Source organism: Acinetobacter sp. CAU_H_29a_1, from assembly GCF_058599505.1.
In genome coordinates this window covers 2,907,107-2,922,580 of the sequence record NZ_CM178655.1, presented here as the reverse complement: position 1 = coordinate 2,922,580, position 15,474 = coordinate 2,907,107, and the positions used below count along the sequence as shown (strand labels likewise).

The 15,474-nt window shown below is 42.7% G+C and carries 16 protein-coding genes and 1 pseudogene; 14 read left to right on the top strand and 3 right to left on the bottom strand.

All coding sequences use genetic code 11. From position 1 onward, the window contains the following. Positions 1-34 precede the first annotated feature (34 nt). Entirely contained in the window at positions 35-802 is a 768-nt protein-coding gene (locus AC4MDD_RS14760) for an SDR family oxidoreductase (RefSeq protein WP_491881936.1), read from the bottom strand. Positions 803-920: 118 nt separating this feature from the next. Here AC4MDD_RS14760 and mazG point away from each other — a divergent pair, with 118 nt between their 5' ends. The 9 genes from mazG to yjgA all read left to right on the top strand — a co-directional run bounded on the left by mazG (position 921) and on the right by yjgA (position 7,563). After that, a complete protein-coding gene (gene mazG / locus AC4MDD_RS14755) occupies positions 921-1,682 on the top strand; it encodes a nucleoside triphosphate pyrophosphohydrolase (protein ID WP_491881935.1) in 762 nt (253 codons plus the stop codon). An 18-nt stretch (positions 1,683-1,700) separates the two neighbouring features. Beyond that, a complete protein-coding gene (locus AC4MDD_RS14750) occupies positions 1,701-2,099 on the top strand; it encodes a ComEA family DNA-binding protein (protein WP_491881934.1) in 399 nt (132 codons plus the stop codon). Between the two features lie 137 nt (positions 2,100-2,236). Then, positions 2,237-3,706 (top strand): polynucleotide adenylyltransferase PcnB, encoded by a 1,470-nt coding sequence (gene pcnB, locus AC4MDD_RS14745; RefSeq protein ID WP_184117703.1) that lies wholly within the window; start codon positions 2,237-2,239, stop codon positions 3,704-3,706. Further along, positions 3,703-4,191, top strand: a complete 489-nt coding sequence (gene folK, locus AC4MDD_RS14740) for a 2-amino-4-hydroxy-6-hydroxymethyldihydropteridine diphosphokinase (RefSeq protein ID WP_004692303.1) — start codon at positions 3,703-3,705, stop codon at positions 4,189-4,191. Before pcnB ends, folK begins: the two co-directional genes overlap by 4 nt. Positions 4,192-4,227: 36 nt before the next feature. Beyond that, the gene (gene panB, locus AC4MDD_RS14735) at positions 4,228-5,037 is read left to right on the top strand and encodes a 3-methyl-2-oxobutanoate hydroxymethyltransferase (RefSeq protein WP_317111309.1); all 810 of its coding nucleotides are present in this window, start codon (positions 4,228-4,230) and stop codon (positions 5,035-5,037) included. Between the two features lie 3 nt (positions 5,038-5,040). After that, a complete protein-coding gene (panC, locus tag AC4MDD_RS14730; protein WP_279044034.1) occupies positions 5,041-5,883 on the top strand; it encodes a pantoate--beta-alanine ligase in 843 nt (280 codons plus the stop codon). A gap of 26 nt (positions 5,884-5,909) precedes the next feature. Continuing rightward, the gene (rapZ, locus tag AC4MDD_RS14725) at positions 5,910-6,761 is read left to right on the top strand and encodes an RNase adapter RapZ (RefSeq protein ID WP_004692298.1); all 852 of its coding nucleotides are present in this window, start codon (positions 5,910-5,912) and stop codon (positions 6,759-6,761) included. Next, positions 6,758-7,027: an HPr family phosphocarrier protein gene (locus AC4MDD_RS14720; RefSeq protein WP_010325935.1), complete on the top strand. Its 270-nt coding sequence runs from the start codon at positions 6,758-6,760 to the stop codon at positions 7,025-7,027. Before rapZ ends, AC4MDD_RS14720 begins: the two co-directional genes overlap by 4 nt. A 2-nt stretch (positions 7,028-7,029) precedes the next feature. Next, positions 7,030-7,563: a ribosome biogenesis factor YjgA gene (yjgA, locus tag AC4MDD_RS14715; RefSeq protein WP_005400753.1), complete on the top strand. Its 534-nt coding sequence runs from the start codon at positions 7,030-7,032 to the stop codon at positions 7,561-7,563. A gap of 78 nt (positions 7,564-7,641) precedes the next feature. Here the strand turns inward: yjgA and AC4MDD_RS14710 are convergent, their stop codons facing one another. Continuing rightward, positions 7,642-9,285, bottom strand: a complete 1,644-nt coding sequence (locus tag AC4MDD_RS14710; RefSeq protein WP_279698456.1) for an acyl-CoA synthetase — start codon at positions 9,283-9,285, stop codon at positions 7,642-7,644. Between the two features lie 509 nt (positions 9,286-9,794). Here AC4MDD_RS14710 and thrS point away from each other — a divergent pair. The 3 genes and pseudogenes from thrS (at position 9,795) to AC4MDD_RS14695 (ending at position 13,616) form a co-directional block, all read left to right on the top strand. After that, complete coding sequence (gene thrS, locus AC4MDD_RS14705; RefSeq protein WP_005400751.1) at positions 9,795-11,717, top strand: threonine--tRNA ligase; 1,923 nt, start codon at positions 9,795-9,797, stop codon at positions 11,715-11,717. A 5-nt stretch (positions 11,718-11,722) separates the two neighbouring features. Then, the gene (gene infC / locus AC4MDD_RS14700; protein WP_078425166.1) at positions 11,723-12,274 is read left to right on the top strand and encodes a translation initiation factor IF-3; all 552 of its coding nucleotides are present in this window, start codon (positions 11,723-11,725) and stop codon (positions 12,272-12,274) included. A 102-nt stretch (positions 12,275-12,376) separates the two neighbouring features. After that, a pseudogene (locus AC4MDD_RS14695) lies at positions 12,377-13,616 on the top strand (IS3 family transposase). Between the two features lie 51 nt (positions 13,617-13,667). Here the strand turns inward: AC4MDD_RS14695 and AC4MDD_RS14690 are convergent. After that, positions 13,668-14,120, bottom strand: a complete 453-nt coding sequence (locus tag AC4MDD_RS14690) for an Hsp20 family protein (protein WP_004692288.1) — start codon at positions 14,118-14,120, stop codon at positions 13,668-13,670. Between the two features lie 324 nt (positions 14,121-14,444). Here AC4MDD_RS14690 and AC4MDD_RS14685 point away from each other — a divergent pair, with 324 nt between their 5' ends. Then, the gene (locus tag AC4MDD_RS14685) at positions 14,445-15,065 is read left to right on the top strand and encodes a glutathione S-transferase family protein (RefSeq protein ID WP_004692287.1); all 621 of its coding nucleotides are present in this window, start codon (positions 14,445-14,447) and stop codon (positions 15,063-15,065) included. A 115-nt stretch (positions 15,066-15,180) separates the two neighbouring features. Continuing rightward, the gene (locus tag AC4MDD_RS14680) at positions 15,181-15,474 is read left to right on the top strand and encodes a hypothetical protein (RefSeq protein ID WP_004979180.1); all 294 of its coding nucleotides are present in this window, start codon (positions 15,181-15,183) and stop codon (positions 15,472-15,474) included.

The following is a 15,474-nucleotide window of genomic DNA, read 5'->3' as shown; positions in this document are numbered from 1 at the left end:
TGAAAAGAAAGAGCCTGCAATTGCAGGCTTTTTTTTATTTAGAAAGATATAAATTGGTCAGGCGATTGAGAAATTGGGGACTGATTATACTCAGTTGAAATAAAAGCTTGGCTTTGGCGCCCACGGCTTGATGCGTTGCAGTGAGTGCCGTATCTTTTGCAACAGCACGTTGAAAAACGTGGTGCGCTACATCTTCTGCAGTTAAGTGTATCCCCATGTTTTGAATACTCTTCGCTTGCATATCCTGCACCATGGCAGTTTGTACAAATAGCGGCATGACATCTAATACGCGAATGCCATATTTCTGCCATTCGGTATCTAAGCCTTCGGTGATACCGCGTACTGCAAACTTACTGGCAGAGTACGAGACCAAATCAGCTTGACCATAGATGGCTGAAGCCGATGAAAGGTTGATGATGCGGGCAAAATTCGCTTGTTTGAGATAGGGCAATGCAGCATGGCAGCCATTCAGTACACCATTAACATTGATCGAGATGGTTTTGTGATGTGCGCTGATCTCTGTGTGTTCAAAAGGCCCTGAGAATAGAATTCCTGCATTATTGACCAAAACATTGAGCTCGCCCGCCCATGCGACAAACTCGGCTAAAGCAGTTTGCCAATCTTGATAGTTGGAAACATCGAGCTGTCCTGCTTTGGCATTTGGGCCGAGGCTAGCTGCCAGCTGTTCGGCTTGAGCGCTATTGATGTCATAAATCCCGACTTTGTAGTGATGTGCATAAAATAAGCGGGCGATGGCTGCACCAATACCTTGGGCTGCACCGCTAATCAAAATACTGCGCATTGAAACTGCTCCTTGTTGCTCTTTTTCTTGATGTTATTGTTGTGATTGGATTGAGCATAACAAATGAATGCCGTCATAATGTAATTTTTATCAATTTGATTTTTGAAGAGAGATAAACATGGAACAATTGCTTAACGTGATGCGTGAATTACGTGAAAAGTGTCCATGGGATCAACAGCAAACCCCAGAAAGTTTAACCCGCTATGCCATTGAGGAGGCTTATGAAGTTGAAGCAGCCGTGCGTTCAGGTAAAGTTGATGAGGTGCGCGATGAGTTGGGGGATTTACTGTTACAGGTGGTGTTCCAGTCACAGATGTATGCCGAGCAAGGGGCTTTTAATTTTCAAGATGTGGTTCATGCCATCACAGAAAAACTGATTCGTCGTCATCCCCATGTCTTTCAAGCACAGCAGTTTTCAGCTTTGTCTGCCGAAGATGTAGGCGAGCTTTGGAAGCAAATTAAACAACAGGAAAAGCAGGGTAAGGCACAGTCACGATTAGACAGTATCAAGCATGGCCCAACCTTACAACAAGCGGAACAGATTCAAAAAAATGCAGCACAGATCGGTTTTGACTTTCCTGATGTGGCCGGTGCATATGCCAAGCTTGAAGAAGAGTTAGCTGAATTGAAACATGCGGTTCAACAGCAAAATTCCGATGAAATAGCAGATGAATTTGGCGATTGTTTATTTTCAATGATCAATGTTGGACGTAAACTGGGCGTCTCAAGCGAAATGTCGCTTTTGAGTACGATTCATAAATTTCGCACTCGTTTTGCTTTCATTGAAGATCAAGCTTTGCAACAACAAAAAAAGATTGAGCAGATGTCCTTAGAAGAAATGGATCAACTGTGGGAGCAAGCCAAATTACAACTGAAATAATAAAAATGGTGGCTTGAATTGATAAAAATAAAAGTAAGTTTGTTGATCATTGCGTTGTTATTACTGAGTTTACTGGCTTGGGTGCCGACCAGTTATGCACAGTCGTTTGATCAGAACTATCTGAACTGGAAAGCAGAGCAGCAGGCCTGGGATGATCGTATTCAAGCGCCAAAGAGCGTGAAACGTGCTGTGTCTCCTGTTCAGGCCCAACCTGTGTCGAGCGCAAATAAAATTAGTTTAAATCAAGCCAGTGTCGATCAGTTACAGCAGCTTCAGGGTGTGGGTCTAAAAAAGGCACAGGCAATCGTGGCCTATCGCCAGAAACAAGGGCCATTTAAGACCATAGATGAGCTACAACAGGTGCGCGGGATTGGACCGGCAATTTTTGCAAAAAATAAAACCCGTTTGGGCTTGTGAAAAAAGCGGTGTCATTTATTGGTGAATTGATCAGAATCCTGCTTTGCTTTCGATAATCAAATTGCCCTTTGATTGTGTTAGATATATGATTAGCGTCATCTTAGAATTTTACGTTTAGGCGTAGGAGACAGCGGCTTTTGCAAACTTTGCGCGCGTCAAAATGTGGTTTATCAACCGCTCAATTACCTTCTTACATTTTAGATGTGATCGATGCATTAACTAAGGCAGGCTATGAAGCGTATATCGTCGGTGGCGGTGTCCGCGACATGATGCTTGGCCTAAATCCCAAAGATTTTGATGCAGTGACCAATGCAACACCGTCACAGGTAAAAGAAGTTTTCGGACGACGTTGCCGTATTATCGGGCGCCGTTTTGAGCTGGCTCATGTCTATTCAGGTCGTGAGTTGGTTGAAGTTGCAACTTTCCGTGCACCGCCGAAGAAAGAAGTCACCTCTGCGCAAGGCATGATTTTGCGTGATAACAATTGGGGCACAATTGAGCAAGACTTTGCCCGCCGCGACTTTTCAATTAATGCAATGTACTATCAGCCACGCAAGGGCGTTGTCTTAGATTTCTGTCATGCTGTGGATGACATTAAAAATAAAACCTTACGTCTACTAGGCGATGCACAAACGCGTTTTGAAGAAGATCCTGTGCGAATGCTTCGGACTTTACGTTTTGCCGCAAAATTAGGCTTCTCAATCGATCAGCAAATTCTCGACGTTTTCACCTTGGAAATGACACAGTTGCTGCGTGATGTATCGCCGCACCGTTTATATGATGAATCTCAGAAGCTGTTCACGATGGGGCATTTAAATCGTGTGCTGCCAATGTTGATCGATTTCGGCATTTGGAAGCAGTTATTTGCAGATATCCAACCGAATATCACCCCATTTATTGAACGTGCTGCTAAAAATACCGATCAGCGTATTCAAGTGGGCAAAACCATTAACCCTGCATTTTTCTATGCGGTGTTGTTATGGCAGCCGTTCTTAGAGCGTTGTGAGTTTTATAGCAGTAAAGGTGTGGTTGCGGCTGAAGCGCGTGCACAAGCGGGACTTGATGTATTAAAACGCCAAGCCACGCGGACTATTATTCCGCGCTTTGCCGAAACCTTTATTCGTGAAGTGTGGGAAATGCAAACGCGTTTACTCAACCCGAAAGCACAGCAAATTCAAGCCTTATCTAGCCATGCACGTTTCCGTGCAGGCTTTGACTTCTTGTTGCTTCGCGAAAAATCCGGTGATGAGGGTACGCTCGGCATGGGACAGTGGTGGGACGCCTATCAGTTGATGAGCACCGATGAAAAAGAACGTGCCATCAGCCAATATAACCGCCAACGTGCAAAATCACGTCGCAGTGGTAAAGCAAGTGCTGAAGAAGCGGCGATTGCCAAAACGGTAAGTCATGAAATTGAGCCTTTGGTGCAAGAGCAAGAATCACGCAGTCGCCGTGCACGTAAACCGAAGCAACACGCTGAAGCCCGTACCCCGACTGGTAAGGGAACAGGTCACAGCTCAACCGAGATTGGTGTAGACCACCCAATTTTAAAACGTAAACGTGTTCAGCGTGATTTAAGCAGCGTGATTTTTGGGCCGACACAATGAGCATCGTCACGTACATTGGTCTAGGTAGTAACTTAGGCGACTCTAAAGTGATTTTGACTGAAGCGGTGCACAAGTTGGCTAGTCTTGGCGATGTGAAGATCTCCAAGCTGTATCAAAGCCCACCGATGGGGCCGCAAGACCAACCCAATTATTTAAATGCCGTGGTGCAACTCAGCACAAACTTGGCACCGTTGGCTTTGCTGGATGAGCTGCAACGTTTTGAACAAGAGTCGGGACGTGTACGTTTACGCCATTGGGGTGAACGTACTTTAGATTTAGATTTACTGATCTATGCAGAAGAGAAAATTCAGCATGAACGCTTAACTGTGCCACATGTCGGTGTGATGGAGCGTGATTTTGTGTTGATTCCATTGCTGGATTTAGACCCCAATTTACACATTGATGGTATTGCGTTGAAACAGTTGCCTGTTGTACAACAACCCACGTTGAGCGTACTGGATGCAGGCAATTGGGCAGAGATTTAATTTAGCCGAGCTAAAGATGTTGAAAGGAATAGTTTGATGATTAGTTTAAATGACTTAAGAAAATTTAAAGCAGAAGGTCGCAAATTTTCCTGCCTGACTTGTTATGATGCAAGTATGGCAAAGGCAATGGAACTTGCTGAAATTGATACCATTTTAATTGGCGATTCACTAGGTATGGCCATTCAAGGTCGTGATTCCACTTTGCCGGTTACAGTTGAAGATATGGCCTACCATACCGCAGCTGTACGCCGTGGTAATCAGCATGCCTTGATCATGACTGACTTACCGTTTATGAGCTATGCCACCTTAAATGATGCTTTGCAAAGCTCAAAAGTGGTGATGCAAGCGGGCGCGCAAATGGTTAAAGTCGAAGGTGGTGCATGGCTGGCTGAAACGGTTCAGATTTTGACACGCAACGGTATTCCTGTATGTGTACACTTAGGTTTAACTCCACAGTCTGTACATGTGTTTGGTGGCTATAAATTACAAGCACGTACACGTGAAGCGGCAGACCAACTGATTGCGGACTGCCAAGCGGTGGTTGATGCGGGCGCTGCGGTGTTGTTATTAGAGTGTGTGCCTGCGCAGCTCGGTAAAGAAATTAGTGAGTTGTTCCCACATGTACCTGTCATTGGCATTGGCGCAGGTGTGGATACCGATGGTCAAGTCTTGGTGGTACAAGACATGCTTGGACTGACTTTTGGTCGTGTTGCAAAATTTGTGCGTAACTTTATGAAAGAACAAGCAGGGGAAACGGCGATTTTGGATGCGTTCAAGGCATACCATGCAGCAGTGCTAGATAGCTCATTCCCTGCGAAAGAACAAACATTCCAAGTCGAGCTGTAAAACATGAAAACTGAAACCACGATCCAAGGCCTATCAGCATCATTGAACCCTGCACGAACGGCTCGAAAAAGTATTGGTTTCGTCCCGACCATGGGGAACTTGCATCAGGGGCACTTGAACCTTGTGCGCGAAGCGAAAAAACTCTGTGATGTGGTTGTAGTTAGTATTTTTGTGAATCCTATTCAATTTGGGCCCAATGAAGATTTTGACAGTTACCCTCGCACCTTGGAACAAGATCAGCGCTTGTTGGCCGAGGTTGGTTGTGACATCGTGTTTGCACCATCGGTTGAGCAAATGTATGGCAACAGTCCACGTTTGACCAATATTACTGTTTCAGATATAACCAATGATTTGTGTGGTCTACAACGCCCAGGTCATTTTGATGGTGTCGCCGTTGTGGTGACGAAACTGTTCAATATTGTGCAACCTAATTTTGCTTTCTTTGGTGAAAAAGACTATCAACAGTTGGCTGTGATTCGTCAGTTTGTTCGTGATTTGAATATGCCGCTTGAAGTGATGGGTGTGGCAATTGCACGTGCAGAAGATGGTTTGGCTTTAAGTTCACGTAATGGTTATTTAAGCGAAGAAAACCGTCAAAAGGCACCGACCATTTATCAAAGTTTAAAAGCTGCAGAACAGTCGCTACAAACTGGTACCGCTTTAGCTGATGTGTTAGCAAATATAAAGGCGACATTGACACAGGCTGGTTTTGTTGTGGATTATGTGGAAGCACGCACACCTGCATTGCAAAAAATGGATGCGTTTGACCAAGATGTGGTGCTTTTTGTTGCGGCAAAACTCGGGGCAACTCGTTTAATTGATAACTTAAAAGTGAAATCTATTTAGTCAAGCTCACCTCTCAAAGGATTAAGATGAAGCGCATTTTAATTGTTACAGGACAGTCTGGTTCGGGTAAATCCTCTGCATTACAAGTGTTGGAAGACCTCGGTTATTACTGTATTGATAATTTGCCTTTGGCCTTACTCCCAGAGATTGTGGCTAAACTGGATCGGGAAAATAACCTTGAGCAGTTGGCGCTTGGTGTGGATGTACGCAGTACACGTGCAGATTTGCAAGAGTTCGACTTGGTGTTTGAACAATTGCAAAGGCATGGTACGGTCGATATTATTTATTTGACCACGCGTGACCAAGAACTGATTGCGCGCTTTAGTGCTTCACGTCGTCCGCATCCGTTGGCGACACGCTTTCAAAGTTTGAACCAGTGTATTCAAGAAGAAAAGACCCTGTTATTGCCGATTAATTTGCGCTCAACTGTGCATATTGATACCACCGATAAAAGTGTGCACGATTTAAAGCATACCTTGCTGTCAAAGTTGGGGCAGTCGGATAACCTGATTTTGATTTTGCAGTCTTTTGGCTTTAAACACGGTATTCCGTTGGATGCTGACTATGTGTTTGATGTTCGACATTTACCTAATCCCCATTGGGATTTAGAACTGCGGAAGTATTCTGGACTGGATGCCCCTGTGCAAAAATTTTTGGAACAAAGTGAGCAAACCCACGAAATGTTCCAAGATATTTATAAGTTTTTAGATAAATGGTTACCAGCTTTTGCTGAAGGGCATCGTCACTATATGACCGTGTCAATTGGTTGTACGGGTGGGCAGCATCGCTCTGTATATATTGTGGATAGACTAAAAAAAGCCCTTGAGGCAAAATGGTCTATTCAGGTCCTCCATCGAGAAATGAAGCACTGGGCATGATTGACACAACTGTTGACGTAATTAATAAACTAGGGTTACATGCGCGTGCATCTGGCAAGCTCATTGAAGTGACCACCAAATTCCGTTCTTCAATCCAAATTGGAAAAGGAGACAAATTGGTGGATGCCAAAAATATTATGTCCCTCCTGATGCTAGGCGCAGGAAAGGGCACCACTTTACGCTTGGTGCTTGAAGGCGCAGATGAAGAACAAGCTTTATCTGAGATTCAGGCACTATTTGCAGCAAAATTTTACGAGGCAGATTAATCGTGGCACGTCGACCGCATAGTTTTACTGAAGAAGACTTTGAATCTTTAGAAGGACGTGCAAGTAAAACTGAACAGAAAAAAGCCGTACAACGTATGGCATCTTTGGGTTCTCAACTTGCAGAGTTGAACACTAAACAAATTCAAAACTTACCTGTTGAAGAGCGTTTGATTGAAGCCCTTTTGGATGTGAAACTGATTACATCAAATGAAGCTCGTCGTCGCCAATTTTTACGTATTGGTAAGTTGTTGCGTAATGAAGATGAAACGGTGATTTTGTCTTATTTGACACCGCAACAAGGCGCGAAAAAAACCGCTCAATTGCAGCGTTGGGTTGATCGTATGATCAAAGATGGTGATGTGGTCATTAATGAGTTTTCCAAAACTTATAATGCAGCGGAACGTCATACCATTCGTCAGCATGTATTGCGTATTCACCGTGATATGAAACAGCAGGCTGATGAAGAACAACTTAAAGCTTCGCGTTTGAAGTTGTTTAACTACATTCAGCAAGTGGCTTTAATTTCAGATAATTAAGTCATTTAGACATAAAAAAGCGACCTTCAAGGTCGCTTTTTTATTTGAGAATATTTGCTTGTATAGACTGCTGAATGTTTAGCTAAACTCGCCCGTTGCACGCTCTTTGGCCCAATCGCGTAGAACAAATTTTTGTAACTTGCCTGTCGACGTTTTTGGAATTTCTGTAATCACTACATCTTTCGGGACTTTAAAACGTGCCAGATGTTGCTTACAGAATTCAATGATTTCCTCAGGTGTGGTTTCTTTACCTGCTTTGAGTTCAATAAATGCACAGGGCACTTCTTGCCAGCGAGGATCGGGTTTTGCGACCACCGCAGCCGTTAAAATAGCAGGATGTTGATAGAGAATTTCTTCAACTTCTAATGATGAAATATTCTCGCCTCCAGAAATGATCACATCTTTAGATCGGTCAGTAATTTTGGCATAGCCATCGGGTTGGCAGACTGCAAGATCGCCAGTATGGAACCAACCACCAGCAAAGGCTTCTGTGGTGGCTTCAGAGTTTTTGAGATAACCTTTCATCACAATGTTACCACGGAACATAATTTCACCCATGGTCTGACCATCATGCGGGACAGGTTGCATGGTATCTGGATCCAGCACTTTCATACCGTCTTGCAGTGGGTACGGAACACCTTGGCGTGAGTGCAGTTGTGCTTGTTCTTGAATCGATAAGTCAGACCAACCTGCTTGAGAGGCACAAAGCGCAGAAGGGCCATAGGTTTCAGTGAGGCCATAGACATGGGTGACATTGATGCCAATATGACGCATGCCTTCAATGATTGCAGCGGGAGGCGCAGCACCTGCCACCATTACTTCGACGCGGTGTTCAAAGTGAACCCGTTGCTCTTCTGGAGTATTGATCAGCATCGATAATACAATTGGTGCACCGCAGAAATAATCGACTTTGTGCTCAGCGATGAGTTTGAAAATGAGTTCAGGGTCAATTTTACGTAAACAGATGTTGGTGCCGCCATTGGCTGCCATGGTCCATGCAAAGCACCAGCCGTTACAGTGAAACAGTGGTAGGGTCCACAAGTAGGTCGCACGAGGTGTCATGCCACAAGCAATGATGTTACTGGCTGCATTGATATAAGCGCCACGGTGGTGATAAACCACGCCTTTTGGGTTGCCTGTGGTGCCAGAGGTGTAGTTAAGGCTAATGGCATCCCATTCATCTTGAGGTAAATGCCATTCAAAGTTGTCATCGCCTTCGGTTAACCAGTCTTCATACTCGATTTGCCCAATCGGGGCTGCAAAACAGTTTTCGTACTCAGCATCATCTACATCAATCACGAAAATATCGCGTCCGACCAAAGCCAAGGCTTCTTGTGCAACCGATGCAAACTCTGGATCCACCAATAAGACTTTGGTTTCTGCATGATCAAGCATAAATGCGATGGTTTTGGCATCTAAGCGCGTGTTCAATGTGTTGAGGACAGCACCTGCCATTGGGACTGCAAAATGTGCTTCGATCATTGCAGGGACATTGGGCAGCAAAACAGAGACAGTATCGTTTTTTGTGATTCCCAGTTTTTGTAATTGTGAGGCAAATTGGCAGCAGCGAAGGTAAGTTTCACGCCATGAAATATGGCGGTGCCCATGAATGATGGCATCTTGATGAGGGTAAATATAAGCAGCTCGTTCTAAATAACGCAGCGGTGACAAAGCCACAAAGTTTGCGGGGGTTCTTGGTAACTCATCATAAGCACTCACCATGTTGATCACTCCAAATTCAGTATTATTTTTCCATTGATTAAAAGATATGCATTTTTCAGCCATCTTGCATTTATGCTTTAGTCGAGTTGCTCTTTTTAGATGAATTTATTGAATTTTTTTTGTTTAGTTTATCTAAACTGAATCTATGGATTCTGTGCGATATAAACCCTTTTAGTTAGATTTTAGCCTGCTTTTTAAGCAAAATGTGTATGCTTGTGTTGCTGTATTGTTCAATAAAAAGTGACCGATAGAGTCATTATAAAATGTAGCGATAAGGATTGCGGCACATCAATTCCCTCATTTTAGTGATGCTGTGGGACTGGCAAATAAATTCAAAATGCGCTGAAACGTGAATTTTATAGGGGAAAAGGTTTAATCCTGTGGATAACACGTGTAAAATTCGACTGATTTTATTTATCCACCGTTTTTATCTTTTGAGGTTTTACCTCGATCATAATCTCGCGGTGATATGCTCCATGGTACGGGGCATCACTCCTTAAGGATTTTTTATGCCAATTATCACTTTGCCAAATGGCGATCAAAAACAATTTGATCAAGCTGTATCTGTGATGGACGTTGCACTGAGCATCGGTCCGGGTCTTGCGAAAAATACAGTTGCAGGAAAAGTCGATGGTCGTTTAGTTGATGCATCTGACTTGATTACCACGGATGCCAGCCTTCAAATTATTACGCCTAAAGACGAAGAAGGTGTCGAAATCATTCGTCACTCTTGCGCTCACTTGGTGGGACATGCGGTTAAGCAATTGTTCCCTGAAGCGAAAATGGTGATTGGTCCTGTCATTGAAGATGGCTTCTATTACGATATTTTTAGCGCAAAGCCATTTACGCCAGAAGACATGCTAGCCATTGAAGAGCGCATGAAAAAGCTCATCGATCAAGACTATGATGTCATCAAAAAAATGACACCACGTGATGAGGTGATTGCAGAATTCACAGCGCGTGGTGAAGATTATAAATTACGCTTGATTGCAGACATGCCTGAAGAAACAGAAATGGGCTTGTACTACCATCAAGATTATTTGGATATGTGCCGTGGTCCACACGTGCCAAATACTAAATTTTTAAAAGCATTCAAACTGACTAAAATGTCAGGCGCTTATTGGCGCGGGGATGCGAAGAATGAACAGTTACAACGTATTTATGGTACAGCGTGGGCAGACAAAAAACAGCTTGCAGCTTATATCAAACGTATTGAAGAAGCTGAAAAGCGTGACCACCGTAAAATTGGTAAAGCTTTAGACCTGTTCCATATGCAGGAAGAAGCACCAGGTATGGTGTTCTGGCATCCAAACGGTTGGACCATTTATCAAGTACTTGAACAATACATGCGCAAAGTACAACAAGATAATGGTTACCTCGAAATTCGTACCCCGCAAGTGGTTGATTTCACGCTTTGGGAAAAATCAGGCCATGCTGCAAACTATGCGGATGGTATGTTCACGACGCATTCAGAAAGTCGTAACTATGCAATTAAACCGATGAACTGTCCTTGTCACGTACAAGTGTTCAACCAAGGTTTAAAATCATACCGTGATTTGCCAATTCGTTTGGCTGAGTTCGGTTCTTGTCACCGTAACGAACCATCGGGTTCACTGCACGGCATTATGCGTGTTCGTGGTTTTACGCAAGATGATGCACACATTTTCTGTACCAAAGAGCAAATTGGTCAAGAAGTGGCTGACTTCATTCAACTGACTTTAGATGTGTATAAAGACTTCGGTTTCGAAGACGTGCAAATGAAGTTGTCTACACGTCCAGAAAAACGTGTGGGTGATGATGCACTTTGGGATATGGCTGAAAAATCTTTAGCAGATGCTTTAGATGCTGCTGGTTTGGAGTGGGAACTTCAACCAGGTGAAGGCGCATTCTATGGTCCGAAAATTGAATTCTCACTGAAAGACTGCTTAGGCCGTGTATGGCAATGTGGTACAATCCAATGTGACTTCAATTTGCCAGAACGTTTAGATGCGTCATATGTCACTGAAGACAATGATCGTGATCAACCTGTAATGTTGCACCGTGCAATACTTGGCAGTTTTGAACGTTTTATTGGTATACTAATCGAACACTATGCGGGCTTTATGCCACCTTGGTTAACACCAATTCAAGCATGTGTGATGAACATTACCGATTCACAAGCGGAAGCATGTGAGTCAGTCGTCGCTAAACTTAAAGAAAACGGTCTCCGTGCGATTTCAGACTTGAGAAATGAGAAAATCGGCTTTAAGATTCGTGAACGTACATTAGAGCGTATTCCTTACTTACTGGTACTTGGGGACCGTGAGGTAGAGGAAGGTACAGTGAACGTGCGTACCCGCTCTGGAACAAATTTGGGTACTATGTCAATCGACGCTTTCGTTGACCTAGTAAAAGCAGCCGTTGCCGAACGCGGCCGGTACATTGTGGAGTAACAGCGATTAAACAGCCTGACCGTAATCAACAGGGCGGTAACAAATCAAACCGTCCTGCTTTGAATGATGAAATTCGTGCGAAAGAAGTCCGTCTTGTAGACGAAAATGGTGAGCAAAAAGGTATTGTTAGCTTGGCAGAAGCATTACGCGCTGCTGAAAGTGTTGAGCTTGATCTTGTTGAGATCGTAGCAAACGCTGAACCGCCTGTTTGTAAAATCATGGACTTCAACAAGCATTTGTTTGATCTAAAGCAAAAGCAGAAAGAAGCGAAGAAAAAACAGCATCAAGTACAGGTGAAAGAAATCAAACTCCGCCCGGGTACTGATGTTGGTGATTACAACGTAAAACTACGTGCAATCACTAAGTTCCTTGAAGAAGGCAACAAAGTAAAAATTACTCTTCGTTTCCGTGGTCGTGAAATGGCGCACCAACAGCTTGGTTTGGCTCAACTTCAAAAAGTTGAAGCAGATGTGGCTGACTTGGGCGTAGTTGAACAAGCACCGAAAATGGAAGGTCGTCAAATGGGTATGTTGCTTGGTCCTAAAAAGAAAAAGTAATGATCCATTGATTTTAAAAAAAGCACTGCCTATGCAGTGCTTTTTTTATTTTGTTGATTGTCCCGTCCTGAAATAAGTTTACACCTTTAAGAGGCTTATTTTATGGAACATGAACGAGAACAAAGAGTTAAACGTACACAAGGTGATTATAGCTTTGCCTTTAAAATGATGGTTGTACATGAAGTAGAAAAAGGGCAAATTACTTATAAACAAGCTCAGGCAAAATATGGTATTCAAGGAAGATCAACTGTGCTGGTATGGTTACGCAAGCACGGACAACAGGACTGGACTTCGAATATGCCGCCTTCTTCTAAACGCCAATTAACACCCCAACAACGAATCCGCCAATTAGAAAAGCAGTTAGCCGCAGAAAAGCTTAAAACTGAATTTATTCAGGATGTGATTTATCACATTGATAAAGAATGTGGGACTGATCTTGGAAAAAAGTATACCGAGCACGTTTCAAAGATTGGCAAAGCCAAAGAGGACTAAGCGTTTCACGTTATTGTCAGTGGTTGGGAATCACCCGACAAGCTTATTATCAAGCAGAAAAACGTGCTCAAATGACTGCACAAGCAACTGAACAAATACTTGAGTTGGTTATGGAATATCGTTGTCTCATGCCAAGTATCGGAACACGTAAGTTGTATTGGCTTATTAAAGGCAAATTGTTGCAGCGTGGTTTAAAGTGTGGACGGGATCAGTTATTTAAAATATTGAAAGAGCATAATTTATTGATTCGCCCCAAGCGTCGCTATACAAAAACTACGGATAGCAAGCATTGGATGAAGAAGCATCCAAATTTATTAAAGGATTATTCAGCAGTGCAAGCCAACGAAGTCTTTGTTAGTGATATTACTTATGTTGAGAGTGCTGAAGGCGTACATTATTTATCATTGGTGACAGATGCTTATACCCGTCAGATTAAAGGTTATAAGTTATCGAATGATATGCGTGCGGAGAATGTTATGCAGGCTCTACATATGGCGATGCAGCATGTGACGGATCGAGAGCGACTAGGATGATTCATCATTCAGACAGAGGCTCTCAGTATTGCTCTGAGCTATATCAATCGGCATTGCGCCATTATGGGATATGTCCTTCCATGACAGATGGATACCTTGCGAAACAGTGTTTCTCATATCAAAATGCATTAGCAGAGCGGATTAATGGAATATTAAAGCAGGAGTTTTTAACTACACGATGTCAAACCATGAAGGAGTTAGATCACTTAATTACGGAATCTATCATGATTTATAATTGCTATAGACCACATTTAAGTTTAAATATGAACACCCCGAATCAGATGTATGAGCAAACTAAAACCGAGCTAATTGCTTAACTCGGTTTGAAGTGGAATACTGTCAATCTATTTCAGGACAAGACAGATTGACTATGCAGAAGTGTTTTCAGTTGTTAATTTCTTTTGTCCGATTGGAATTCGGCATGGCGCTTTTTCTTCTGGAACAATCCGTCGTAGCTGGATGGTGAGTAAACCATTTTCATAATTGGCCTCTTGTACTTCAATGTGTTCATCTAAACGTAAAGATAATTTAAATGAGCGCTGTGTGATGCCTTTATGCAAGAACTCAGCATGATTGTCTTTGGTCTGATCAGCATGTTGACCTGAAATATTAAGTACCTGATTCTCTAAATCGATCGCGAGCTCATCTTGGTTAAAACCAGTCGCAGCTACGACAATGCGGTAGTGATCATCACCGACTTTTTCAATATTGTACGCAGGATAATGTGGTGCTTCACTGAGCATTGCATGATCAAACAAATCGTTTAAACGGTCAAAACCGATACTACGACGGAATAATGGCATTAAGCTTAAATTACTCATTGATAAAACCTCCACTATTAGGAAAAGTGATATAAATAAGCAACCTATGCGACTCGATTAGCATGGTTGTCACAGCAATAATTGGTGTGGATGTTTGCTGTACTTTTAATATTTGGATGCTCTATAAAATTTCAAGATTAAAAAATAAGGTTTTTTAAAAAATTCTCTTTGGTTGATAATTATTCTATTTATATGAAGCTAGTCATGCATATTTTAAGATTTCAATTTCAGTTTAACCTAATGTTTCTAGGCTGGAATCATGTTATAAACAGTATCAAACCTCGACAATATGAACTAAAACGAGAAAAGTAACAGGATAACCACATGATCGATTTGTACTATTGGGGAACACCCAACGGACATAAAATTAGCATCGCATTAGAAGAGATGGGTTTGGAGTATCAAGTCTTTCCCATCAATATTTTAGAAAATGATCAGTTTCAACCCGACTTTCTACGCATTTCACCCAACAATAAAATCCCTGCGATTGTGGATCAAGATGGTCCTAAAGGTGAAGCCATTTCTGTGTTTGAGTCAGGAGCGATTTTGCAGTATTTAGGGCGTAAAACAGGACAGTTTTATCCAAGCGATGAACAGTCTCGTGTTGAAGTTGAGCAGTGGTTGATGTGGCAAATGGGTGGTTTTGGTCCAATGCTTGGACAGAACCATCACTTTAGTAAATTTGCTCCCGAACGTATTGCATATGCAACTGAACGCTATGTCAATGAAACCAAGCGCTTGTATGGTGTACTAGATAAGCAACTTTTTGGTCAAAACTATGTGGCTGGAGAGTATTCGATAGCGGATATGGCAATTTTCCCATGGATTCTGCGTTATGAGTGGCAGCAAATTGACATAAATGACTATCCAAATGTGAAGGCTTATATGGAGCGTATTCAAGCGCGCCCCGCGGTTCAGCGTGCGTTGGCGCTTCAAGTGAATTAGTTACAGAAGCGCTGACTTGAACTGTGTTAAGCTTAGCGCCTTCAAGGTATAAGCCACTCTTTAAAGCCACCGATGGGTGGCTTTTTTGTTGAAAGGTTGTTTGGACATCAGCGTAATGAAAAAAGAGTTTTTCCTCAATTTAACCCGCATTATTGAAGCGAATCCTAAAATCTATCTCAGTATTATTGTGGGGATTGCAGGATGTTTGGTGCTATTTGTAGCTGAAGCGGTACACATTCAAAAAATCATTGAACTGCTGAATACCAAAGATCAGGTGGTACTCCGCGCTGCAATTGAACCGATTGCTGATAAGTATTCATGGTCACGTTGGTTTTTGTTGATTCTGGCATTGATCTGGTCAAGTTTTGCTTATAGCTCAACCAAGAAAAAGCTGGGTTTAAAATCATAA